The sequence below is a fragment of the Kitasatospora albolonga genome (assembly GCF_039535905.1).
Taxonomy (GTDB): domain Bacteria; phylum Actinomycetota; class Actinomycetes; order Streptomycetales; family Streptomycetaceae; genus Kitasatospora; species Kitasatospora albolonga.
This window is the reverse complement of sequence record NZ_BAAAYB010000076.1, coordinates 1-22,691: the sequence shown is the minus strand read 5'-3', so window position 1 is coordinate 22,691 and position 22,691 is coordinate 1. Positions and strand designations below refer to the sequence as shown.

General features: G+C 70.9%; 17 protein-coding genes and 1 pseudogene. 12 read left to right on the top strand and 6 right to left on the bottom strand.

Annotated elements, in window-relative coordinates; translation table 11 throughout:
- Positions 1-12 precede the first annotated feature (12 nt).
- Positions 13-1,365, bottom strand: coding sequence for a DUF1015 family protein (locus ABD946_RS18300; protein WP_345284856.1), 1,353 nt, complete (start codon positions 1,363-1,365; stop codon positions 13-15).
- A 95-nt stretch (positions 1,366-1,460) separates the two neighbouring features.
- Here ABD946_RS18300 and ABD946_RS18295 point away from each other — a divergent pair, with 95 nt between their 5' ends.
- Both ABD946_RS18295 and ABD946_RS18290 read left to right on the top strand, forming a co-directional pair.
- Entirely contained in the window at positions 1,461-1,919 is a 459-nt protein-coding gene (locus ABD946_RS18295) for a tetratricopeptide repeat protein (protein ID WP_345284854.1), read from the top strand.
- Positions 1,920-1,975: 56 nt separating this feature from the next.
- The gene (locus tag ABD946_RS18290; RefSeq protein ID WP_345284852.1) at positions 1,976-3,004 is read left to right on the top strand and encodes an HAD-IIA family hydrolase; all 1,029 of its coding nucleotides are present in this window, start codon (positions 1,976-1,978) and stop codon (positions 3,002-3,004) included.
- 55 nt (positions 3,005-3,059) lie between these two features.
- Here the strand turns inward: ABD946_RS18290 and ABD946_RS18285 are convergent, their stop codons facing one another.
- On the bottom strand, positions 3,060-3,638 hold the full coding sequence (locus ABD946_RS18285) for a dihydrofolate reductase family protein (RefSeq protein WP_345284850.1): 579 nt from the start codon (positions 3,636-3,638) through the stop codon (positions 3,060-3,062).
- Between the two features lie 72 nt (positions 3,639-3,710).
- On the opposite strand from ABD946_RS18285, the gene ABD946_RS18280 reads away from it, so the two are divergent.
- Positions 3,711-4,289, top strand: coding sequence for a TetR/AcrR family transcriptional regulator (locus ABD946_RS18280; protein WP_345284848.1), 579 nt, complete (start codon positions 3,711-3,713; stop codon positions 4,287-4,289).
- A gap of 61 nt (positions 4,290-4,350) precedes the next feature.
- Here the strand turns inward: ABD946_RS18280 and ABD946_RS18275 are convergent, their stop codons facing one another.
- On the bottom strand, positions 4,351-4,698 hold the full coding sequence (locus tag ABD946_RS18275) for a sterol-binding protein (protein WP_345284846.1): 348 nt from the start codon (positions 4,696-4,698) through the stop codon (positions 4,351-4,353).
- Between the two features lie 106 nt (positions 4,699-4,804).
- Here ABD946_RS18275 and ABD946_RS18270 point away from each other — a divergent pair, with 106 nt between their 5' ends.
- From ABD946_RS18270 to ABD946_RS18255, 4 genes are all read left to right on the top strand, one after another.
- Complete coding sequence (locus tag ABD946_RS18270; RefSeq protein ID WP_345284844.1) at positions 4,805-5,455, top strand: hypothetical protein; 651 nt, start codon at positions 4,805-4,807, stop codon at positions 5,453-5,455.
- Entirely contained in the window at positions 5,448-5,627 is a 180-nt protein-coding gene (locus ABD946_RS18265) for a hypothetical protein (protein ID WP_345284842.1), read from the top strand. Before ABD946_RS18270 ends, ABD946_RS18265 begins: the two co-directional genes overlap by 8 nt.
- Before the next feature lie 20 nt (positions 5,628-5,647).
- A complete protein-coding gene (locus tag ABD946_RS18260) occupies positions 5,648-6,454 on the top strand; it encodes a TlyA family RNA methyltransferase (protein ID WP_345284921.1) in 807 nt (268 codons plus the stop codon).
- 115 nt (positions 6,455-6,569) lie between these two features.
- Positions 6,570-7,472, top strand: coding sequence for an NAD kinase (locus ABD946_RS18255; protein WP_345284840.1), 903 nt, complete (start codon positions 6,570-6,572; stop codon positions 7,470-7,472).
- A 196-nt stretch (positions 7,473-7,668) separates the two neighbouring features.
- Here the strand turns inward: ABD946_RS18255 and yczR are convergent, their stop codons facing one another.
- The gene (gene yczR, locus ABD946_RS18250) at positions 7,669-9,144 is read right to left on the bottom strand and encodes a MocR-like transcription factor YczR (RefSeq protein ID WP_345284838.1); all 1,476 of its coding nucleotides are present in this window, start codon (positions 9,142-9,144) and stop codon (positions 7,669-7,671) included.
- Between the two features lie 110 nt (positions 9,145-9,254).
- On the opposite strand from yczR, the gene yczE reads away from it, so the two are divergent.
- The 3 genes from yczE to ABD946_RS18235 all read left to right on the top strand — a co-directional run bounded on the left by yczE (position 9,255) and on the right by ABD946_RS18235 (position 13,001).
- Entirely contained in the window at positions 9,255-9,905 is a 651-nt protein-coding gene (gene yczE / locus ABD946_RS18245; protein WP_345284836.1) for a membrane protein YczE, read from the top strand.
- An 87-nt stretch (positions 9,906-9,992) separates the two neighbouring features.
- Positions 9,993-11,726, top strand: a complete 1,734-nt coding sequence (gene recN, locus ABD946_RS18240; protein ID WP_345284919.1) for a DNA repair protein RecN — start codon at positions 9,993-9,995, stop codon at positions 11,724-11,726.
- A 111-nt stretch (positions 11,727-11,837) separates the two neighbouring features.
- Positions 11,838-13,001 carry a glycosyltransferase family 4 protein gene (locus ABD946_RS18235; protein WP_345284835.1) on the top strand — a complete coding sequence of 388 codons (1,164 nt, stop codon included), beginning with the start codon at positions 11,838-11,840 and terminating at the stop codon, positions 12,999-13,001.
- A 152-nt stretch (positions 13,002-13,153) separates the two neighbouring features.
- On the opposite strand, the gene ABD946_RS18230 is transcribed toward ABD946_RS18235, so the two are convergent.
- Entirely contained in the window at positions 13,154-14,674 is a 1,521-nt protein-coding gene (locus tag ABD946_RS18230) for an MFS transporter (protein ID WP_345284833.1), read from the bottom strand.
- A gap of 88 nt (positions 14,675-14,762) precedes the next feature.
- Between ABD946_RS18230 and ABD946_RS18225 the strand changes: the two genes are divergently transcribed.
- Positions 14,763-15,392, top strand: coding sequence for a TetR/AcrR family transcriptional regulator (locus ABD946_RS18225; RefSeq protein ID WP_345284831.1), 630 nt, complete (start codon positions 14,763-14,765; stop codon positions 15,390-15,392).
- Positions 15,393-15,458: 66 nt separating this feature from the next.
- On the opposite strand, the gene ABD946_RS18220 is transcribed toward ABD946_RS18225, so the two are convergent.
- A complete protein-coding gene (locus ABD946_RS18220; protein ID WP_345284829.1) occupies positions 15,459-17,426 on the bottom strand; it encodes a glycoside hydrolase family 15 protein in 1,968 nt (655 codons plus the stop codon).
- 645 nt (positions 17,427-18,071) lie between these two features.
- Here ABD946_RS18220 and pyrG point away from each other — a divergent pair.
- Positions 18,072-19,439: pseudogene (gene pyrG, locus ABD946_RS18215) on the top strand (CTP synthase); the annotation flags it as partial.
- Between the last annotated feature and the right edge of the window lie 3,252 nt (positions 19,440-22,691).

Here is a 22,691-nt window from a genome sequence, read left to right as displayed (position 1 = left end):
CCTGACGCCGGTTCAGCCCAGTTCGAGGCTGCGGATCACCAGGCCGGTGGCCGGCTTGGGGCCGAAGGAGGTGGACTTGCGGGGCATGGTGACGCCCTGCTCGGCCAGGCGGCGGACCACGCTCTCGTCCACGGGGTGCAGCAGTACGGCGGTGCCGCCGGTGCGGGCGGCCTCGCGCTCGGCGGCGGCCGAGGCGTGCAGGTAGCCGATGTCGTCGGGGCCGTCCGGCACCCGCCAGGTGTGGTCGAGCAGGACGGAGTGGAGGACGGTGGCGTCCAGGTGGCGCCACTCCTCGGGGCGGTCGGCGCGGACGTGGGCGTCCAGCAGGGCCGGGTCCGGATCGGTGAGCAGGTGGAAGGAGCCGCCGCCGTCGGTGAGCAGGAAGGCGTTGCCGCCGTGCCGCTTGGCCTCGGCGAGGGCCGCCAGGGCGTGCTCCAGCGGGCCGGGGACCTCCTTGACCCGCCACTGCTCGCCGAGGGCGGTCAGGGCGTCGGCGAGCGGCAGGCGGTAGAGCACGCGGTGGATGGCGCGGACCCGGAGCGGGTAGCGGGCGGTGTCCACCAGCAGGACCATGCCGCGGTCCCAGGGGCTGCGGGGGAGGTGGCGGTGCTCGCGCTGGAGGCGCAGGTACATCTCCCAGCGGTGGTGGCCGTCGGCGATCAGGGCGCGGCAGGTGGCCAGGTCGCGGGTGACGGCGGCCAGCTCGGCCGGGTCGGTGACGGCCCACAGGCGGTGGTGGGTGCCGTCGGTGGTGGTCGTGGTGAGCAGGGGCTCGCCGAGCACGGTGCGCTCGATCACGCCGGCCGCGCCGCCGCTGCCCCGGTAGGTGAGCAGCAGGGGTTCGAGGTTGGCCTTGGTGGTGCGCATCAGGCCGACCCGGTCGGCGACCGGACGGGGCATCACGTCCTCGTGCGGGAGGACGACGCCGGCCTCCTTGCCGCTGACGGCGAGGGAGCCGATCAGGCCGCGCTGGAGGATGCCGCCGGCGGTCTGCTCGTAGACGTAGAGCGCGGCCTCGGGGTCGGCGGCGAGCACGCCCTCGCGCTGCCAGTCGGCGAGCAGCCGGGCGGCGTGGCGGTAGCGGGTGTCGCGGTCGGGGCGGTCGCCGCTGTCCTCGGGCTCGGGGCGGGGGAGGATCAGCCGGACGATGTTGTGGGGGTCGGAGGTCTCCAGGTCGAGCCGCCGGTTCGGGTCCACCACGTCGTAGGGCGGCGAGGTGACGGCGGCCAGGTTGCCGACCCGGTCCGGGCGGTAACGGAGGGCGCGGAACGGGGACAGGGACAGCCCCGCCGTGGCGACCTGTCCGGGGTCTCCGGGGCCGCCCGACGGGACACCTGCTCCACTGGGTGCACTGGGTGTCGTCATCCTGGGCATGGTAACCGGGTATGTGCTGTTGAGTGATCACAGTGGCTGGAGGCTGTGTCAGATTTCGTGCACTGGCCGGAGGGAGCGGGGACGGTATGAGCAACGGTGACGGGGTGCCCGAGGGCGAGGTCTACGACTGGTACCGGCGCGGGGCGCAGCTGTTGGAGCAGGGGCATCCGGCGGCGGCGGTGCAGCTGTTGGTGCGGGCGGCGGAGGCCGAGCCGCACTCGCGGAGCGTGCGGGAGGCGCTGGCCCGCGCGCAGTACGGGGCGGGGCTGTACCGGGAGGCGTTGGAGAACTTCAAGGCGGTGGCGCAGGCCGATCCCTCGGACGACTACGCTCAGTTCGGGTGGGGCCTGACGGCGGCCCGGCTGGGTGACTTCGAGGGCTCGGCCGAGCACCTGGCGCTGGCGGTGGCGATGCGCCCGGAGGCGGAGCACTACCGGGCGGCGCTGCGGCAGACCAAGGCGACGCTGGCGGCCCGTGCCGGGGCGTACGGGCCGTTGCTGCCGGGGGCGCCCGGGTACCGGGAGCCGGGGCAGGACTCCGCCTGACGACTCCGCGCGACGGGGTGACGGACCGAGGACGACGAGCACGAGGTGGCAGCAGCATGACCCAGACCGCGAACGGTACGGCCCGGACGGCGCCCGGGGGCAGTGGGCTCCCGCTGGCCGAGGCGTACGACACGGCGCTGCTGGACCTGGACGGGGTGGTGTACGCGGGCCCGTACGCGATCGACCACGCGGCGGCCTCGCTGGACGTGGCCCGGGCGGGCGGGATGCGGTTGGCGTACGTGACCAACAACGCCTCCCGTCCGCCGCGGGTGGTGGCGGAGCACCTGACCGAGCTCGGCGTGCCGGCCGCGCCCGAGGACGTGATCAACTCGGCGCAGGCGGCCGCCCGGCTGGTGGCCGAGAAGGTGCCGGCCGGGGCGAAGGTGCTGGTGGTCGGCGGGGCCGGGCTGGTGGAGGCGCTGGCCGAGCACGGGCTGGTGGCGGTGCGCTCGCTGGAGGAGGAGCCGCTGGCGGTGGTGCAGGGCTACGACCCGTCGGTGGGGTGGCCGCAGCTGGCGGAGGCCTCGTACGCGGTGGCCTCGGGGCTGCCGTGGGTGGCCTCGAACACCGACCTGACGGTGCCGACGGCGCGTGGCATCGCGCCGGGGAACGGGACGCTGGTGGCCGCGGTGCGGACGGCGACCGGGGTGGAGCCGGAGGTGGCGGGCAAGCCGCTGCCGCCGATGCACCGGGAGACGGTGATCCGGACGGGTGCGAAGCGGCCGCTGGTGGTGGGTGACCGGCTGGACACCGACATCGAGGGGGCGTGGAACGGCGGGGTGGACAGCCTGCTGGTCTTCACCGGTGTGACCACCCCGGCGCTGCTGCTGGCGGCCCCGCCGGAGCACCGGCCGACGTACCTGGCGGCGGACCTGCGCGGGCTGCTGACGGCCCATCGGGAGGCGGTCGCGGTGGACGGCGGCTTCGAGTGCGGGGGTTGGCGGGCCTGGGCGGAGGACGGCGTGCTGCGGCTGGCGGGGGGCGGCGAGGACGTCTACGACGGGCTGCGAGCGCTGTGCGGCGCGGCCTGGTCGGCGGAGCGTCCGGTGGACGGGCGGAAGGCGTTGGAGGAGCTGGGGCTCTGAGGGGCCCGGTGGTGCGGAGGGCGGTGGCCGGTGGCCGCCGCCCTCCGTCGTTCCGTCAGCTGGTGGTGCGGGTGAGCCAGGTGACGGTGGTTCCGGTGTCGAAGGACTTCCGGTCGGTCGGGGTGAAGAGGGTGGGGGCGAAGCCGCCGGCCACCATCGGGATGCCGGAGCCGGCCAGCACGGGGTAGCTCTTGACGATCAGTTCGTCGATCTCGGGGAGCAGGGCGCCGGCCAGCCGGCCGCCGCCGCAGAGCCAGATGTCCCGGCCGTCCTGCCGCTTGAGCTCGCGGACGAGTGCGAGCGGGTCGTCCTTGACCACGGTGACGGCCGGGTCGGTGTCGGGGGCCAGGGTGCTGGAGACGACGTAGGTGCGCAGGTGGGCGTACGGGTCGGTGAGGCCGGCGTCGAGGGCGGGTCGGTAGGTGCCGAGGCCCATCAGGACGGTGTCGAAGCGGGCGCCGGGGGTCTCGGCGAGGCCGAGGGCGGCGCGCATCGGGGTGGGCACCGTCTCGGGGAGGTGGCCGTTCATCCAGGTGCTGTAGGTGTCGTTCAGCGGGAAGAAGTCGTACTCGCCGCCGGGACCGGCGATGTAGCCGTCGATGGTGACGCCGACGTAGTAGACGAGCTTGCGCAAACTGGTACCACTTTCTTTGGAGTACTCTGACTGAAGTGGTCAGACCGTAGTACTACGGATGGAGTGGTGTCAATGGCGCGCAGGAACGAGGGGCGGCGGGCGGCCCTGGTGGACGCGGCGATCGAGGTGCTGGCGGCGGAGGGCGCGCGCGGGCTGACCTTCCGCGCGGTCGACGCGGCGGCCGCCGTCCCGCCCGGGACGGCCTCCAACTACTTCGCCAACCGGGACGACCTGCTCACCCAGGCCGGGGCCCGGGTCTACGAGCGGCTGCAGCCCGACGAGGAGACCGTGGCGCGCCAGCGCGCGGCGAAGCCGGACCGGGAGACGTACGCCGCGCTGATGCGGGAACTGGTGGGCCGGGTAAGCGCTTTCCGGACCGGTTACCTGGCGCTGCTGGAGCTGCGCCTGGAGGCCACCCGGCGGCCCGGGCTGAGGGACGTGCTGACCGAGCGGGTGCGGGCCGACGTGGACGCCAACGTGACCTACCACGAGGCCTCCGGGCTGCCCGGGGACGCGGAGGCGGTGCGGCTGCTCTACCTGGCCTTCAACTGGCTGATCGTCGAGCAGCTGACGCTGCCGGGGGTGTTCTCCGAGGAGGAGCGGGAGCGGCTGGTCACGGCCGCCGTGGAGCGGATCGTCCCGGCCGTCTGACGGCGCGTCGGAGCTGTCGTCAGGTGGCCGGGAAAGCGATTGCCGCGGAGGTGGGGCGCGGTCAGAGCAGCGAGCGCAGGCGGAGCAGGTCGCGGAAGCCGGCCTCCAGCTTGACCCGGCCGGAGGCCCAGGCGGAGGCGAACTTCAGGGAGCCGCCGACCATCGCGACCAGGTCGTCGCTGGTCATGGTGAGGCGGATCTCCGCCTTGGTGGCGGGCGGGCCGGGGTGCTCGGTGAGGTCGGCGATCTCGCCGCCGCGCAGCCGGCCGGTGAAGGTGACGTCCAGGTCGGTGAGCCGGCAGCTGAGCGAACGGTCCAGGGCGGCGGCCTGCCGCACGTCGCCGTCGGCGCCCGTGAGGTTGCGGCTGAGCTGTTCCAGTGCCGTGCGGCACTCCTCGGTGCTGGCCATCGCTGTGATCTCCCGTCAGGTTCGGCGGCCCACGCTATCGCAGTGCCGACGGCCTCCCTCGGGTAGCGTCGTCGGCGAGGGCGGGAACGGCACGGAGGAGGCGGAGATGCTGCGGGATCTGGTGCGCGGGGTGGTCGTGGTGGCCACCGAGGTCGCCGAGGAGGCGGGCAAGCGGGCGGTGGTGCTGCTGGAGCAGCTGCCGCCGGTGGTGAAGCGGGTGGAGACCCTGGCCGGGGAGGCCGTGACGGCCGGACGGGCCGGGATCGACCTCGCGGTCGGGGTGACCCGGGCCGAGGCCGAGAAGGTCTTCGAGAAGGTCGGCGACCAGGTGGTGAAGGTCGGCGTGGTGCTGAGCTACCTGGAGAATCAGCTGGTCGGCGGGGCCGAGGCGGAGAAGGCGCCGGAGCCCGAGCAGCCGCAGGAGCCCAGGGCGGCGGGGCTGTTCGACCAGGGGTGGGAGCAGGAGGTCCGCCGGCCGGAGCCCGAGTGGGAGCCGGAGCTGGAGGAGGAGACCGATCCGGGACCGGACGCGTGGTTCGTGCCGGGTGAGGACGAGGAGCCCGAGCCGGATCAGGTGGTGGCCGCTCCGGTGCAGAAGGCGGCGAAGAAGGCGGCGGCGAAGAAGACCGCTCCGGTCAAGAAGGCGGCGGCCAAGAAGACGGCGGCCAAGAAGACGGTCGTGAAGCGGACCGCGACGGTGAAGAAGACTACCGCCCGGAAGGCCGCGCCCGCCAAGAAGAAGCCCGCCGATGACTGACCCGGCGGTGCTGGAGGACGAATCGTACGACCCCACCGGGCTCCCCGAGGTGGACGCCGAGCTGGCCCGTCTCGCCGAGTCGGCCGGGGCGGAGACCGGGGAGCGGGTCGCGGTGTACGAAGATGTACAGCAGCGGCTGGCGGACGTGCTGGCCGCGCTCGACCGGCAGTAGGAGATGGAACCCCAGTGGCAGTGGCACGACGCCGACTCGACGCGGAGCTGGTCCGCCGCAAGCTGGCCCGTTCGCGTGAGCACGCGAGCGAGCTGATCGCGGCCGGGCGGGTCACCGTCGGCGGCACCACCGCGACCAAGCCCGCCACCCAGGTGGAGACCGCGGCGGCCGTGGTGGTGGCGAAGGACGAGAACGACCCGGACTACGTCTCGCGCGGCGGGCACAAGCTGGCCGGGGCGTTCGCGGCCTTCGTGCCGCAGGGGCTGGTGGTCGAGGGCCGCCGGGCGCTGGACGCGGGCGCGTCCACCGGCGGGTTCACCGACGTGCTGCTGCGGAGCGGGGCCGGGCACGTGCTGGCGGTGGACGTCGGCTACGGGCAGCTGGCCTGGTCGCTGCAGAGCGACGAGCGGGTGACGGTGATGGACCGCACCAACGTGCGGGAGCTGACGCTGGAACAGATCGGCGGCGAGCCGGTCGACCTGGTGGTGGGCGACCTGTCGTTCATCTCGCTGGGCCTGGTGCTGCCGGCGCTCGCGGGCTGCTGCGCGCCCGACGCCGACCTGGTGCTGATGGTCAAGCCGCAGTTCGAGATCGGCAAGGACCGGCTCGGCAGCGGCGGGGTGGTGCGCAGCCCGCAGCTGCGCGCCGAGATGGTCCGTCAGGTGGCGGGCCACGCCTGGGAGCTGGGGCTCGGGGTGCGCGCGGTGACCGCCAGCCCGCTGCCGGGGCCCTCGGGGAACGTCGAGTACTTCCTCTGGATGCGCCGGGACGCGCCGCAGCTGGACCCGGCGGACGCGGAGCGGGCGGTGGCGGAGGGCCCGCAGTAGGGCGCGCGTGGCCGGTTTCACCACTTCCGGTGGGCGGGTGCCCGGATAGGGTGCTCCGCAGGCGTCCGGTCCGTTGCGCCGCAGCGGGGGCAGGTGTGAGGGAGAGGGCAGCAGCATGAGCGACGAACGTACGGTCTTCCTGATCGCGCACACCGGCCGGGAGACCGCGCTGCGCAGCGTCGAGGCGCTGGTGCACGGCCTGTTGAAGGCGGGGATCAGGATCCGCCTGCTCTCCGCCGAGGCGGTCGGGCTCGACCTGCCCGACGGGGTGGAGCTGGTCGGCGGCGGGCACGGTGCGGCGGACGGCTGCGAGCTGATCCTGGTGGCCGGCGGGGACGGCACGCTGCTGCGCGGGGCCGAGCTGGCCCGGGAGTCCGGGCTGCCGATGCTCGGCATCAACCTGGGCCGGGTGGGCTTCCTGGCGGAGGCCGAGCGGGACGACCTCGCGGTGGTGGTCGAGCGGGTGGTGGACGCCGACTACGAGATCGAGGACCGGATGACCCTCGACGTGGTGGTGCGCACCAACGGGGACGTGCTGTACGAGGACTGGGCGTTGAACGAGGCCTCGATCGAGAAGGCGTCCCGGGAGCGGATGCTGGAGGTCGTCACCGAGGTGGACGGGCGGCCGGTGTCCAACTTCGGCTGCGACGGCGTGGTGCTCTCCACCCCGACGGGGTCGACGGCGTACGCGTTCTCGGGCGGCGGGCCGGTGGTGTGGCCGGAGGTGGAGGCGCTGTTGATGGTGCCGATCTCCGCGCACGCGCTGTTCGCGCGGCCGTTGGTGACCTCGCCGCACTCGGTGCTGGCGGTGGAGGTCCAGCCGAAGACGCAGAACGGGATCCTCTGGTGCGACGGGCGGCGATCGTTCGAGCTGCCGGCGGGGGCGCGGGTGGAGGTGCGGCGGGGGAGCACGCCGGTGCGGCTCGCCCGGCTGCACCGGGCGCCGTTCACGGACCGGTTGGTCGCGAAGTTCGCGCTGCCGGTCACGGGGTGGCGGGGGCGCGGCGGGGCCTGCTGACGGGCGGAAGGGCAGCGACCTCGGGGCCCGAAGGGCCCCAGGGGCGCGGGGAACTGCGCGCGGGGGAACGGCAGCACGTGCAACTGGCTGACGTGCCCCGATCTTGCGGTGGTCCGCCTTCCGTACTCGCGCAGTTCCTCGCGCCCCCGGCGTAACCACGTACGTTCCTCGCGCCCCGGGTGCAACCACTCTCGTGTCAGACCGCGAGCGGGAGGGCCGAGTCGAGGCCGGGCCAGTGGCCGGTGGCGGCCAGGGCGGCGGTGGTGGCCAGACGGGCGGCGGCGTCGGGGGCGGCGGCGGGCGGGACGGTGAGGGGGATGCGGATGTGGTGCTCGAAGGCGCCGTCCACGCCGAAGCGGGAGCCGGCCGCGATGCGGACGCCGGTGTGTTCGCCGGCCTGGGCGAGGGCTGCGCCGGAGAGGCCGTCGGTGGAGACCCAGAGGGTGAGGCCGCCGGGCGGCAGCTCGGCCTGCCAGCGCGGGAGTTGATCGCGTAGGGCGGCCAGCAGGGCCTCTGCGCTGGAGCGCAGCCGCTGGTGCCGGTCGGCCCGGGCCTCGGCGAGGTGTTCGGTGAGCAGTTCGGCGGCGATCAGCTGCTCCATGACGGGGCTGCCGATGTCGGTGAAGGCCCGGTCGGTGGCCAGCCGGCGGATCAGGCCGGGGGCGGCGCGGACCCAGCCGATCCGCAGGCCGCCCCAGAGGATCTTGCTGGCGGAGCCGACCGTGACCACCTGGGCGCCGCGGTCCAGGGCGGCGGTGGGGCGGGGCATCTCCGTGGTGTTCCAGCCGAGTTCGGCGGGGGTCTCGTCGACCAGGACGGTGGTGCCGGAGGTGCGGGCGGCGGCCAGCAGGGCGCGCCGCTGGTCCTCGTCGATCAGGGCGCCGGTGGGGTTGTGGAAGTCGGGGATGACGTAGGCGAGCCGGGGCGCGGCGTCGCGCAGCACCCGCTGCCACTCGGGCAGGTCCCAGCGGCCGCCGTGCTGGGCGACGGGCACCAGGCGGGTGTCGGCGCGCTGGAGGGCGCGCAGGGTGTGGGCGTAGCTGGGGGCCTCGACGGCGACCCGGTCGCCGCGGGAGAGCAGCGCGTGGTGGACGAGCTGAAGGGCCGTCATGGCGCCGGTGGTGACCAGGATCTGGTCGGGGGTGGTGGGCAGGCCGCGTTCGGTGAAGCGGCGGGCGATGGCCTCGCGCAGGACCGGGACGCCGGTGGGGAAGTTGCCGTGGCCGGCGGCGTAGGCGGGCAGTTGCTCGACGGCGCGGGCGGCGGCCTGGCCGAGCCAGGGCTGCGGGGCGGGCAGGGCGGCGATGCCGAGGTCCAGGGTGCGGCCGCTCTCGTCCGGCGGGACGGGGTGCAGGGCGTCGCTGGGCGGGCTGCTGCCCTCGGGCAGGGTGGTCCAGCTGCCGGAGCCGCGGCGGCTGCGCAGGTAGCCGTCGGCGCGCAGCGCCTCGTAGGCGGCGGCCACGGTGGTGCGGCTGAGGGCCAGGGCCTGGGCCAGCTCGCGTTCGGCGGGGACCCGGGTGCCGACGGCCAGGCGGCCCTCGGAGACCAGCAGGCGGACCTGTCCGGCGAGTTCGCGGTAGGCGGGGCGGTGGCCGTCCGGGCCGGGCAGGTGCGCGGTGCGCAGCTGCCGGGCCAGGGCGATAGGGGAGACGGTGCTCTGCCACTCGGCCATTTCAGTCCACTTCCATCGGATTGGCCCTGTCGAGGCCTCAGGTGGACTCCCCATGATGGCAGGGCGGCCGCTCGGCCGCCAGCATCCACCCTCCCGAGGAGCGCCCTGCCATGGCCACTTTCACCGAAGCGACCCCGACCGCCAGCCCGCGCGTCTGGACCACGGGCCGGCTGGGCCGCCGGGTGCCGCAGCTGCTGGTGGGCCTGTGGCTGTACGGGGCGAGCCTGGCGCTGATGATGCGCGGCTCACTGGGCGTCAATCCGTGGGACGTGCTCAACCAGGGCCTGCGACATCACCTGGGCCTGAGCATGGGCAGTTGGGTAACCATCGTCGGCGCGCTGGTGCTGCTGCTCTGGATCCCGCTGCGGCAGGTGCCCGGCGTCGGGACGGTCGGCAACGTGGTCGTGCTCGGCATCGCGATGGACGTCACCCTCGGTCTGCTGGACGCCCCGGAGGCCTGGGCGGCGAGGATCGCCCTGTTCGTCTCCGGCCTGCTGCTCAACGGCCTGGCCACCGGCCTCTACATCGGTGCCCGGCTGGGCGCGGGCCCCCGGGACGGCCTGATGACGGGCCTGCACCGGCTGACGGGCCGTTCGATCCGGCTGATCCGCACCAGCATCGAGGTCACCGTGCTGCTGGTCGGCGTCGCGCTGGGCGGATCGGTCGGTGTCGGTACCGTCGCCTACGCTCTGGCGATCGGGCCGCTTGCACAGTTCTTCCTGCGCCGGTGCACGGTGCCCGAGGACGCCCGGAAGGGATGAACTTGGTCCGCGACTTCGCGGTCCGGGGCGGGCGCTCGTCGCGCTGTGGGGGTGGAACCTCGTAAGGTCGTCACCGTGTTGGACGAGATGCGGATACGGGATCTTGGCGTCATCGACGACGCGGTGGTCGAGCTGGCGCCGGGATTCACGGCGGTCACCGGCGAGACCGGGGCGGGCAAGACCATGGTGGTGACCAGCCTCGGGCTGCTGCTCGGCGGCCGCTCGGACCCGGCCCTGGTGCGGCGCGGGGCCGAGCGGGCCGTGGTCGAGGGGCGGCTGTCGCTGCCCGTCGGCTCGTCGGTGCTGGCCCGGGCCGTGGAGGCCGGGGCCGAACTGGACGAGGGCGAACTGCTGATCAGCCGGACGGTCTCCGCCGAGGGGCGCTCGCGCGCCCACGTCGGCGGCCGCTCGGTGCCGGTCGGCCTGCTCGCCGAGCTGGGCGAGGACCTGGTCGCCGTGCACGGCCAGACCGACCAGCAGCGGCTGCTGCGCCCGTCCCGCCAGCGCGGCGCACTGGACCGCTACGCGGGCGCCTCGGTGGCCGGCCCGCTGGCCCGCTACCGGGAGACCTACCGCGAGCTGCGCGAGGTGGCCGCGACCCTGGAGGAGCTCACCACCCGGGCCCGCGAGCGGGCCCAGGAGGCGGACCTGCTGCGCTTCGGGCTGGACGAGATCGCCGCCGCCGAGCCGGTGGCCGGGGAGGACGTCGAGCTGGCGGCCGAGGCCGAGCGGCTCGGCCACGCCGACGCGCTCAGCTCGGCCGCCGCGCTGGCCCAGGCCGCCCTCACCGGCCACCCCTCCGACCCGGAGGGCGTGGACGCGGGCACCCTGCTCGGCCAGGCCCGCCGCGCCGTGGACGCCGTCCGCCACCACGACGAGCGCCTCGCCGCGCTCTCCGACCGGCTGAACGAGGTCGGCTACCTGCTGGCCGACGTCGCCCAGGACCTGGCCGGCTACGCCGACGACCTGGACGCCGACCCGGTCCGCCTCGCCGCCGTCGAGGACCGCCGGGCCGTGCTGGCCCAGCTGCTGCGCAAGTACGCCGGTGAGGAGAACACCCTGGCCGAGGTGCTGGAGTGGTCCGAGACCTCGGCAGCCCGGCTGGCGGAGCTGGACGGCGACGACGACCGGATCGTCGAGTTGACGGAGCGTCACGCGGAACTGCGGGCAGGGCTCACCGATCTGGCGGCCGAGCTGTCCGCCGCCCGGCAGGCCGCGGCCGGCCGCTTCGCCGAGGCGGTCTCGGCCGAGCTGGCCGAGCTGGCCATGCCGCACGCCCGGGTCACCTTCGACCTCAGCCGCGCCGACGACCCGGACGGGCTCGAACTCGACGGCCGCACCGTCGCGTTCGGCCAGCACGGGGTGGACGAGGTCGAGGTGCTGCTCGCCCCGCACCCCGGCGCCTCGCCCCGGCCGATCGCCAAGGGTGCCTCGGGCGGTGAGCTCTCCCGGGTGATGCTCGCGGTCGAGGTGGTCTTCGCCGGCGCCGACCCGGTGCCGACGTACCTCTTCGACGAGGTGGACGCCGGTGTCGGCGGCAAGGCGGCGGTCGAGATCGGCCGCCGGCTGGCCAAGCTCGCCGAGTCCGCCCAGGTCGTGGTGGTCACCCACCTCCCGCAGGTCGCGGCCTTCGCCGACCGGCACCTGGTGGTCGAGAAGACCAACGACGGCACGGTGACCCGGAGCGGCGTCAAGGTGCTCTCCGACGAGGAGAGGGTGCGCGAACTCTCCCGGATGCTGGCCGGTCTGGAGGACTCCGAGCTCGGCCGTGCCCATGCGGAGGAACTGCTCGCGGCCGCCCGGGGGCCCCGGCAGCACTGACGGGGTGTGGTCGACACGGGAGCCGCCGACTGTCCAAAGGGGCGCCTTACCTGGCATGGTGGCGGCTGGACACTGACTGACCAGGCCGTGATCGAGTCGGAGCGAGACGACGTGGACCATTCCGCCACCCGCGCCACCAAGGGCACCGAGACGGGGCAGCTGCACGTGGTGCTGGTGCTCTCCGCAGGGAGCGGGGGCATCGGCGCCCATGTGCGCTCGCTGGCCCAGGGCCTGGTCGCGCACGGCGTGGTGGTCACCGTCTGCGCCCCCGCCGGCACCGACGCGCTGTTCGGCTTCGGGCGCACCGGCGCGCGCTTCCACCCGGTCGACATCACCCCCACCTCCGGCGCGCGCAGCGACGCCACCGCCATCGGCGAGCTCCGGCGCGCCTTCACCGGCGCGGACATCGTCCACGCGCACGGCCTGCGCGCCGGGTTGCTCTCCGACCTGGCGCTGCGCACCGCCGGCCGCTTCCCCGGCCTGCGGCCGGAGACGCCGCTGGTGGTGACCTCCCACCACGCGATGCTGGCCACCGGACTCGACCGGCGGCTGCAGCGCCTGATGGAGCGTCGGGTGGCCCGCTCCGCGGACCTGGTGCTCGGGGCCTCGTCCGACCTGGTGGCCCGGGCGCGTGAGCTGGGCGCCACCGACGCCCGGCTGGGGCCGGTGGCGGCGCCGCCGATGCCGCCCGCCGAGCTCGGCCGCGAGGCCGCGCGGGCCGCGCTGCTCGGCGGCGGGCCCGACCGGCCGTTGGTGCTGGCGATCGGGCGGCTGGTGGCGCAGAAGTCCTTCGGGCTGCTGCTGGACGCGGCGCGGCTGCCGGAGTTCGGCGAGGGCGACCCGCTGGTGCTGATCGCCGGCGACGGGCCGGAGCGCGAGCAGCTGGGGGAGCGGATCGCCGCCGAGAAGCTCCCGGTCGAGCTGCTCGGGCACCGCACGGACGTGCCGGACCTCCTGGCGGCGGCCGACCTGGTGGTGGTCAGCAGCCGCTGGGAGGCGCGGTCGCTGGTCGTCCAGGAGGCGGTCCGGGCCGGCGTCCCGGTGGTCGCCACCTCGGTCGGTGGGATCCCCGAACTGGTCGGCGAGGCCGTGGCGTTGGTGCCGTACGGGGACCCCGCCGCCCTGGCCGGTGCCGTGGGGGGCCTGCTCGCGGACCCGGCCCGGCGGGCGGCCCTGGTCGAGGCGGCCCACCAGCAGGCGGCCACCTGGCCCGAGGAGTCCGACACCGTCGCCCAGGTCCTCAGCACGTACGACGAGCTCGTACAGCGGAGCTGAGCCACCAGGGGCGCGAGGAACTGCGCGAATCGGAAGAAAATGACCCAAGTGCCGGGTGCGGAGACTCAGTTGCACGTGAGCCTCCGTACCCGGCAACCAGGTCGACGCCTCCCGCAGCGCGCAGTTCCTCGCGCCCCCGGGGTGACCACCACCTAACGCCGCGCGGCAGCCACGTCGGGCTCCGGCACGGGCACCGCGCGGTCCGGCCGGATCAACGCGTACGCGGCCGCCGCTCCGGCGATGGCGATGGCGGCGCAGGTCCAGGTGCCGCTGTGCATGGCGGTGGTGAAGGCGTGGTCGGCGGCCGAGGTGAGCCGGGCGGCGGCCTCGGGCGGGAGGTGGGCGGCGACGGCGTGGGCGGAGGGGAGGTCCGCGGCGGCCGGGGCCGGGACGTCCGGGAGCCGGTCGCGGTAGGCGGCGGAGACCACGGTGCCGACCACGGCGATGCCGAGCACGCCGCCGAGTTCGCGGGCCACCCCGTTGAAGGCGCTGACCATCGGGGCCCGCTCCCGGGGGATCGCGGCGACTGCGGTGGCGCTGGCCGGGGCCATCACCAGGCCCATCCCGGCGCCGACCACGGCCATCGCGACGCAGAGGAGCCCGTACGGGGTGTCGACCTCGGTGAGTGAGATGCCCGCGAGGCCGAGGGCCATCAGCAGCAGGCCGCCCGTGATCGCGAGCCGGGTGCCGAAGCGGGCGGCGGTGGCGGCGCTGGTGGCGGAGGTCGCGGCCATCGCCAGGGCGAACGGCAGGGCGCCCAGGCCCGCCTTGAACGGGCTGAAGCCGTGCACCAGTTGGAGGTACTGGGTGTAGACGAAGAGCAGGCCGAACAGGGCGAAGAAGGTGACCGCGAGCATCGCCCCGGCCAGGCTGACCGAGCGGACGGCGAACATCCGCAGGTCGACCATCGGCTGAGGGGTGGTCAACTCCCAGCGGGCGAAGGCACCCAGCAGGACCACCGCGGCGGCGGCCTCCAGCAGGGAGGTGGCGGAGAGCCAGCCGCGTTCCGGGCCCTGGATGATCATGTCGACCAGGGCGGCCAGGCCGAGGGCGGAGAGCAGCAGGCCGGGCACGTCCAGCCGGCCGGTGGGGCGGCCGGGCAGGGCCGGGACCAGCAGCAGGGCGGCGGCCAGGGCGGCGGCGACCAGCGGGACGTTGATCCAGAAGACGCTGCTCCAGGAGTAGTGCTCCAGCAGCAGGCCGCCCGCGATCGGGCCGATCACGATGCCGAGCCCGGCCGTGGCGGACCAGACGGCGATGGCCTTGGGCCGCTCGCGCTCGTCGAAGAGCGTCACGATGACCGAGAGGGTCGCGGGCATCACGAAGGCCGCGGCCAGGCCCATCACGGCCCGTAGGGCGATCAGCTGCGCGGCCGAGTCGGAGAGGGCGGCGACGGCCGAGGCCAGGGCGAAGACCGCGAGCCCGGCGGTGAGCGAGCGCCGCTGGCCGATCCGGGTGCCGAGGCCGCCGGCGGTGATCAGCATCGCGGCGAAGACCAGGGTGTAGGCGTTGTTGATCCACTGCAGGTCGGCGGTGGAGGCGTGCAGGGCATCGGCGAGCGCCGGCAGGGCGGTGTTGAGCACCGTGTTGTCGATGGTGACGACCACCAGCGAGGAGCAGAGCGCGGCCAGGGCGCGCCAACGGCGTGGGTCGGGCAGGGCGGACGTGCTCACGGGAGTCCCCTAACTCTCGTAACCTTACGGCTGTTAGCTGTCGTCGGAGACGCTAGCGCGCTGACCTAACGGGTGTAAAGTCACGCCCATGGAGCAGCAGGAGGCACCGGCCAGGCCCAGGAACCGCCGGGGTGAGGGCACCCGGCTGCGCGAGGAGATCGTCACGGCGGCGATCGCCGTGATCGAGCGCGAGGGCTCCAAGGAGGCGGTCACCCTGCGCGCGGTGGCCCGCGAGGTCGGCATCGCCGCGCCCTCGATCTACGGGCACTTCCCCGACCGGGAGGCGATCGTCGAGGCCGTGGTCACCGAGGCGCTGGGCCGGCTGGGCGCGATGACCGGGGCGGCCACGGCCGGGGTGACCGACCCGGTGGAGCGGCTGCTGGCGGGCTGCGCCGCGTACGTGGAGTTCGGCATCCGGGAGCCGGCCTGCTACCGGATCGTCTTCGGCTCCCACAAGATCACGGCCGGCGCCTGTGAGCGGCAGGACGGGCCGAACGGGCTGGACGCCCTGATGGCGCTGGTGCGGAACCTGGAGGCGGTGGTCGAGGCCGGGCGCTCGGCCAGCACCGACCCGTTCGGCGACGCGATCGCGCTCTGGACGGCGCTGCACGGCCAGGTCACCCTGCGGGCCGCGCTGCCGGACTTCCCCTGGCCGCCCACCGACACGGTGGAGCAGCTGGTCCGCCGGCTGGGGATGATCACCGACCCGGAGGGCTGAGGGGGCACGGGGAGGGCGCCCGGCGAGTCGTCGGCCGGGCGCCCGGGGGTCACTCCTGAGGGGGCGTCAGAGGGTGGCCTGCTCCCGCTCCCGCCCGTCCGGCTGGGCCGAGAGGTAGGCCCCGGCGCAGGCGGTCAGCCGCAGCGCGGTGTCGATCAGCGGGACGTGGCTGAAGGCCTGCGGGAAGTTGCCGACCTGCCGCTGGGCGCGGGAGTCCCACTCCTCGGCCAGCAGCCCGAGGTCGTTGCGCAGCGCGAGCAGCTTGTCGAACAGCTCCCGGGCCTCCTGCACCCGCCCGATCATCGCCAGGTCGTCGGCCAGCCAGAACGAGCAGGCCAGGAAGGCGCCCTCGTGGCCGGAGAGGCCGTCCACGTTGTTGCCCTGGTCGTCGTGGGTCGGGTAGCGGAGCACGAAGCCGTCCTCGGTGGAGAGCTCGCGCTGGATGGCCTCGATGGTGCCGATGACGCGCTTGTCGTCCGGCGGCAGGAAGCCGACCTGGGGGATCAGCAGCAGCGAGGCGTCCAGCTCCTTGCCGCCGTAGTACTGGGTGAAGGTGTTGCGCTCCGGGTCGTAGCCCTTCTCGCAGACGTCCCGGTGGATCTCGTCGCGCAGCTGCTTCCAGCGCTCCAGCGGGCCCTCGGTCGGGGTCTGCTCGATCAGCTTGATGGTGCGGTCCACCGCGACCCAGGCCATCACCTTGGAGTGCACGAAGTGCCGGCGCGGGCCGCGCACCTCCCAGATGCCCTCGTCCGGCTCGCGCCAGTGCTGCTCCATGTAGCTGATCAGCTTGAGCTGCAGCAGGTGGGCGTGGTCGTTGCGGGTGAGGCCGGTCATGTGGGCCAGGTGCAGGGCCTCGACCACCTCGCCGTAGACGTCCAGCTGGAGCTGGTTGGCCGCGCCGTTGCCGACCCGGACGGGCTGGGAGCCCTCGTAGCCGGGCAGCCAGTCGAGCTCGAACTCCTTGAGCTCCCGCTCGCCGGCGATGCCGTACATGATCTGCAGGTTCTCCGGGTCGCCCGCGACGGCCCGCAGCAGCCACTCGCGCCAGGCCCGGGCCTCCTCGCGGTAGCCGGTGCGCAGCAGCGAGGAGAGGGTGATCGCGGCGTCCCGCAGCCAGGTGTAGCGGTAGTCCCAGTTGCGCTCGCCGCCGATGTCCTCGGGCAGCGAGGTGGTGGGGGCGGCCACGATGCCGCCGGTGGGGGCGTAGGTGAGCGCCTTGAGGGTGATCAGCGAGCGGACCACCGGCTCCCGGTACGGACCCTGGTAGGTGCACTGGGCGACCCACTCGCGCCAGAACTCGGCGGTGTGCTTGAGCGCGGCCTCGGCGTCCGGGGCGTCGGGGGCGGGCAGGTGGCTGGCCTGCCAGGTGAGCGCGAAGGCGATCCGCTCGCCCTCGGTCACCGTGAAGTCGGCGTAGGTGGTCAGGTCCCGGCCGTAGGTCTCGGCCTCGCCGTCCAGCCAGACCGAGTCGGGCCCGGCCACCGCCACCGTGCGGTGCCCGCCGTCGGCCTGCTCGACCCGGTGCACCCAGGGCACCACCCGGCCGTAGCTGAAGCGCATCCGCAGCGCCGAGCGCATCCGGACCCGGCCGGAGACCCCCTCCACGATCCGGATCATCTGGGGCACCGCGTCCGGCCCGGTGAGCGGACGGGGCGGCATGAAGTCGATCACCCGGACGGTCCCGCCCGGGGCGTCCCACTCCTGCTCCAGGACGAGCGAGTCGCCCCGGTAGCGGCGCCGGTCGGCGGGCACCGCGGGGGCGGCGGCCGTCGCCGGGGGCTGCTTCTCCTCGCCCGGGTAGGAGTGGGCCGAACGGGGGACGGGAGCGGCGGAGGCGGGGACGGCGGCGGCGCCGACCGGCTCGGCGGGGCCGATCCGCCAGAAGCCGTGTTCGTCCGTGCCCAACAGCCCGGCGAACACCGCCGGCGAGTCGAACCGGGGAAGGCAGAGCCAGTCCACGGCCCCGTCCCTGCTGACCAGGGCGGCGGTCTGCATGTCCCCGATGAGTGCGTAGTCCTCGATACGGCCGGCCACGTTCGGTTCTCCAGTTCGCAAGATGTGCTCGGCGGGCACCGGCGACGGGCGCGCGCGGCCGCTGCGGGACCGGAGCCGTCCCGGGCGGGCGGCTAGTGGCCACCGGGGCGGGGCCGTGGTGGGCCCCTGGCCTGGGACGGGCGAGAACTGGTGCGGGAGGATCCGGTCGCGCATCGGGGACCGAAAGGGCGTCGTCCGGCCCCCTCGCCCTCCGCGTGCTGTGCTGTCGGCGATGCGTCCGTGCAGGATACTTCGGGCGGCTCGGGCAGGGCACGCGCAAGTCGCCCGAACCCGACGCAGTCCCACTGATTGCCCGCAAACTGGTCCGAACGGGTCAGCCCGGATGATCCACACGGACCACCCGGAGTTGATCCTTCCGGGCCAGTCCGTTCAGTGTCGAGGGAACGGTGGATGAACGTCACACGGACGGGCCACACCGCCCGGGACGCCGTCAGGTCCGGCCCGCTGATACCCTGGTATCCCGTGGACTGGTGGGCAGACGCCCCGGAACCGCCGACCCCGACGACCCCGCCGGAGCAGCCGAGAGGCTCCCGGCCGAGTGCGAACTCCTCGTCGTGAGCCGGCTCCCCCGGTGGCCGCTCCACCGGCGTTACACCTCGACACGCGACCCACGGGAGCCCCCTCTTGGCACAGCCCCATTCCGGCAAGGCAGCGAACGGCCGCGCCGTGACGACCAAGCACCTCTTCGTCACCGGGGGTGTCGCCTCGTCGCTCGGCAAGGGCCTCACCGCCTCCAGCCTCGGTGCCCTGCTCAAGGCACGCGGCCTGCGCGTGACGATGCAGAAGCTCGACCCGTACCTCAACGTGGACCCGGGCACCATGAACCCGTTCCAGCACGGTGAGGTCTTCGTCACCGACGACGGCGCCGAGACCGACCTCGACATCGGTCACTACGAGCGCTTCCTCGACACCAACCTGCACGGCTCGGCGAACGTCACCACCGGCCAGGTGTACTCGACGGTCATCGCCAAGGAGCGCCGCGGTGAGTACCTGGGCGACACCGTCCAGGTCATCCCGCACATCACCAACGAGATCAAGTCCCGGATCCGCCGGATGGCGACCGAGGACGTCGACGTGGTGATCACCGAGGTCGGCGGCACCGTCGGCGACATCGAGTCGCTGCCCTTCCTGGAGGCCGTCCGCCAGGTCCGCCACGAGGTCGGCCGGGACAACGTCTTCTTCGTGCACGTCTCCCTGCTGCCGTACATCGGCCCCTCGGGCGAGCTGAAGACCAAGCCGACCCAGCACTCCGTCGCCGCGCTGCGCAACATCGGCATCCAGCCGGACGCGATCGTGCTGCGCGCCGACCGCGAGGTCCCGCAGGCCATCAAGCGCAAGATCTCGCTGATGTGCGACGTGGACGAGGAGGCCGTGGTCGCGGCCATCGACGCCAAGTCGATCTACGACATCCCCAAGGTGCTGCACGGCGAGGGCCTGGACGCGTACGTGGTGCGCCGCCTGGACCTGCCGTTCCGCGACGTGGACTGGACCACCTGGGACGACCTGCTGCGCCGGGTCCACGAGCCCCAGCACATCGTCAAGGTGGCGCTGGTCGGCAAGTACATCGACCTCCCGGACGCCTACCTCTCGGTCACCGAGGCGCTGCGCGCGGGCGGCTTCGCCAACAACGCGCGGGTCGAGATCAAGTGGGTCACCAGCGACGACTGCCTGACCCCCGAGGGCGCGCAGGAGCAGCTCGGCGACGTGGACGCGATCTGCATCCCCGGTGGCTTCGGCGACCGCGGTGTGGACGGCAAGGTCGCGGCCATCACCTACGCCCGCGAGAACCGCATCCCGCTGCTGGGCCTGTGCCTGGGCCTGCAGTGCGTGGTCATCGAGGCGGCGCGGAACCTGGCCGGCCTGCCGGACGCCAACTCCACCGAGTTCGACGCGGCCGCCAAGTACCCGGTCGTCTCCACCATGGCCGAGCAGCTGGCGATCGTCGACGGCAAGGGCGACCTGCCTCCCTCCCCCCCCCGCCCCCGGTACCCCCCCCCCCCCTCCACCCCTCGTGCATCTTGAATGCGTCCGTAGGCAGACCGCGCTTACTTACTGCTGACCTTTAACGTCACGGTCCCGGTCCTATAGATTGGGTGCCTGGATATTATCAATGGGTCCTTCTCGATCCGTCTCCGCTTTTTTTTTAACCTAGATCTTTTTGGGCGTCACATGGTCGAGCAGCTGGATGCTCAGCTCTTCTTCTAGATACCGTCTGAGACTCTATAATCTGATGCGCCACCCAATTACACGCACAGAATCGCACTACCTCTCACGACGGACAGCTCTCTCGCAACAAAACGCCTTTACCCCGCGTACCCTTGATAACCCCCCGAGAATTTAGTATGTATCCTGCCCGGTCTCCTTTAGGTCTAGTCCAGTCTCTTCCATGGTTCCTCTCTCCTCTCGAAGGAGTTGACTCATGGGTGTTGCCTGACGGATATACGGGCACACGACTATTCGCTTCACCTCCACGCGCGCTTGATGGTCCAACCCCCGCTACAATGGTCCGCCACCCCTAGGCCGATACGTCGCCCCGAGCCTGTATCATAGTTCCCGCCTACGTATCCCGCCACCGCACCCCTGCTCTTCTCGCCTGCCGTTTATGTCTTTGGTTGGCCGCTCACTGGCCATCAAGATCCTTAATGAACCACGTATGTACGCGCTGGAGTCAGTTCTGGCACACGTGGTTTGAATACTTTACATCTAGAAGTCGTCTTGCTATTATCATTACGAGAAACTCATCAACAGGATGTATCCCCAACGCCTGGGTAGCGCTGTTCTAATCTACGGTAGTGCGGCGGGGACTTAGTCTGGCCGCCTTGGCGTTGTAGCGCCATTTACGGCCAGACGTTAGATGTTGGGGTGTAATGTCTGAGTGACGAAGGTTCAGTCCCGCACAGCTGAACGGGTGGTGTTAATCATTATCCACTCTTTCGTGGACACATACTTACTTCGCTATTCGTTTCCTTTTATTTAATACATGTCTTAACACTTAGTTATTTCTTTCGAGGAGGCATATACTCGTATCCTTTCACTGATTACGAATCTGGTAACCGGAGGAACACCATTCACTCATTTTAACTACTACCTAACGTAGTTGACAGGATAACGATTAGAATGTCCCCCCCTCCCCCCCCAGTCGAATCAGGACAGACTACTCCGGCACCATTTTCCGTAGAGAAGGAGCCTAGGGGTGCATCGAATTTTCTGCGTCACGCTTTGGCTGTGACCAGGACTCGCGCCAGTATTTTTTCTGTCCTCCTGGCACTGACAAGCCGTGTGACTGGCAGCCTACCAGCCTACATGCCCAAGTGCACGTTGCACACGACTAACACGCTCCCACCCAATAGTGTGCGTCGCGATATTAGGCATATAATTGCATTATAGTCCATGGTCTGGATATAACTCAGAGTAGACTCGGCGACGTGTTTCTCTGATGGGCCTGATCCGCTCCTAACCGTCGAGCAGTCGTAGTCAAACTGGCAACTGGCCCGTTCCGCTTGAGTTTGAGTCCTCCTAGGCCCAGGCTGGCGGTTTTGACAGCGTAGCCTCCCGTTAGGACCGCCGTGCGGCCCAATCCTAGCCCCTGTGTTGCCTTTTTCGTCCATACTCATGCTTTTCGTGCACGGTGGAGATCTGAAATCCCCGGTAAGCTTCTTTTTGCACGCCGCTTCCAGCGGGGAGGTGCACAAAGCCTACTTTTATTGCTGGTTTCTGAAGTAGCCCACTCGCGAAATAGAGTCTGTGTCCCGAGATCGGCGTAATAGGTCCTTCTGTCATTTTCCCTCGGTCAATGACATTCACTTTTTTTTTCTTCTGCTTACTAACTCTTGGCCGAGGCCGCATTGCTGCGTGTACGGAACGGAACTCGATGTTTGCACAGCTGCCGGTTTCTTATTCCGTTCATGAAAGCGTCCATCCCGCCATCGATTCAGGCTGTCGGCGGCGGAACGTGGCCACTCGTCACTCTCCGCTTTCTGTGCCTTCGCGCCTCACTGGAAGACTCCGTTACCGAAACGCTCGGATTAATCCCGACTCGTACCGCGCCAACGCGGCCCAGCGCTCCTCTCCGCAGGAACCCTACGCACTCGCGTGCTCAGTAACCCTCCTTATTTTTTTGTCGCTGTCTACAACTTGGCCTGCTTATCATTAATTTGTACTTCAATGAGATACACCTGCTCTAGTAGTCTTTAGTGTTTCTCATTTTTTGCTCTGACTTAATCCTAACCTTAACACACGACTATTCATGTGCATTCGTGGGCACGCTTGGGTCGCCTTGAATACGCAGACCTAGGGCTTTCCAGTAAGATACACTCAGGTCTTAGGCGCACGCGGTTGTGGCCATTTAAAATTTCCCTCTAGTACCGCTACGCGGCTACTCGCCGTCACCAATTTAGGGCCACGGTGTACCTTTGAGCCTGCCCACCTGTTCTTCTGTGCGCTTGAAACGTTAATCTTCCTCCAGCCTGCTAGGTGGCCCTTTTGTTCCGGACATGGAAGCGAATGTGTTTCTCTTCGGCAGATCCCTCACACAGCGTATCTGGCTCGCTCTCTGAGTGCACAGCTGTCACCGAGCCCCTCGGTCTCAGGTAGTCCTTCTGTGACTGCCCGTGGCATCTTACACGGTTGCGACACGGTCGCCGCATCCACTTCTTAACTTCTTTCGTGACCCATGAACGTTATATCCTCCAGCTTTATCCCACCCAGACCTTCCACCAGGCGCCTGTCCCTGAACCACCCTCTGATGGCACCTAGCCGGCGTCCTGTAGAACCTGCGTAGGAGGGCGCCACTTCATTACTCACCATTGGCCTTTCTTTTGTCCATACCATCGTCTGCAGCACAAGACAGGTCGGTGAGTATGTATCTGCAGTCACCACGCCGCGCACACCACAGTCTCGCTTATCCCCTTACAAACTCCGGACCAATTGACTACTTCGACACGCTGCCTGTCGTCGGCTTCTTAAGTCGGGTTTCCCACTTCAATCCTGTGTACTATACGTTGTATAAGACCCGCTTAATAGATTATTCCGGCCACTTAATTTTTATGTACGCGCAGTTCCCCATTGACATGACGCACTAGTTGTCCAGTGCTTCTGTAATAGCTTTGCAAAACTTGGGCTACGTCCTATGCACTATTGTGGGGATTGATCCTCGCACCAGGTGTGCTTTCGTAGCGGTTACTAGTGGTCTGTGTGACTTCCACCCACGGCTGTTCTAAGGTCCTCTGTTTGGTCATTCTCGCG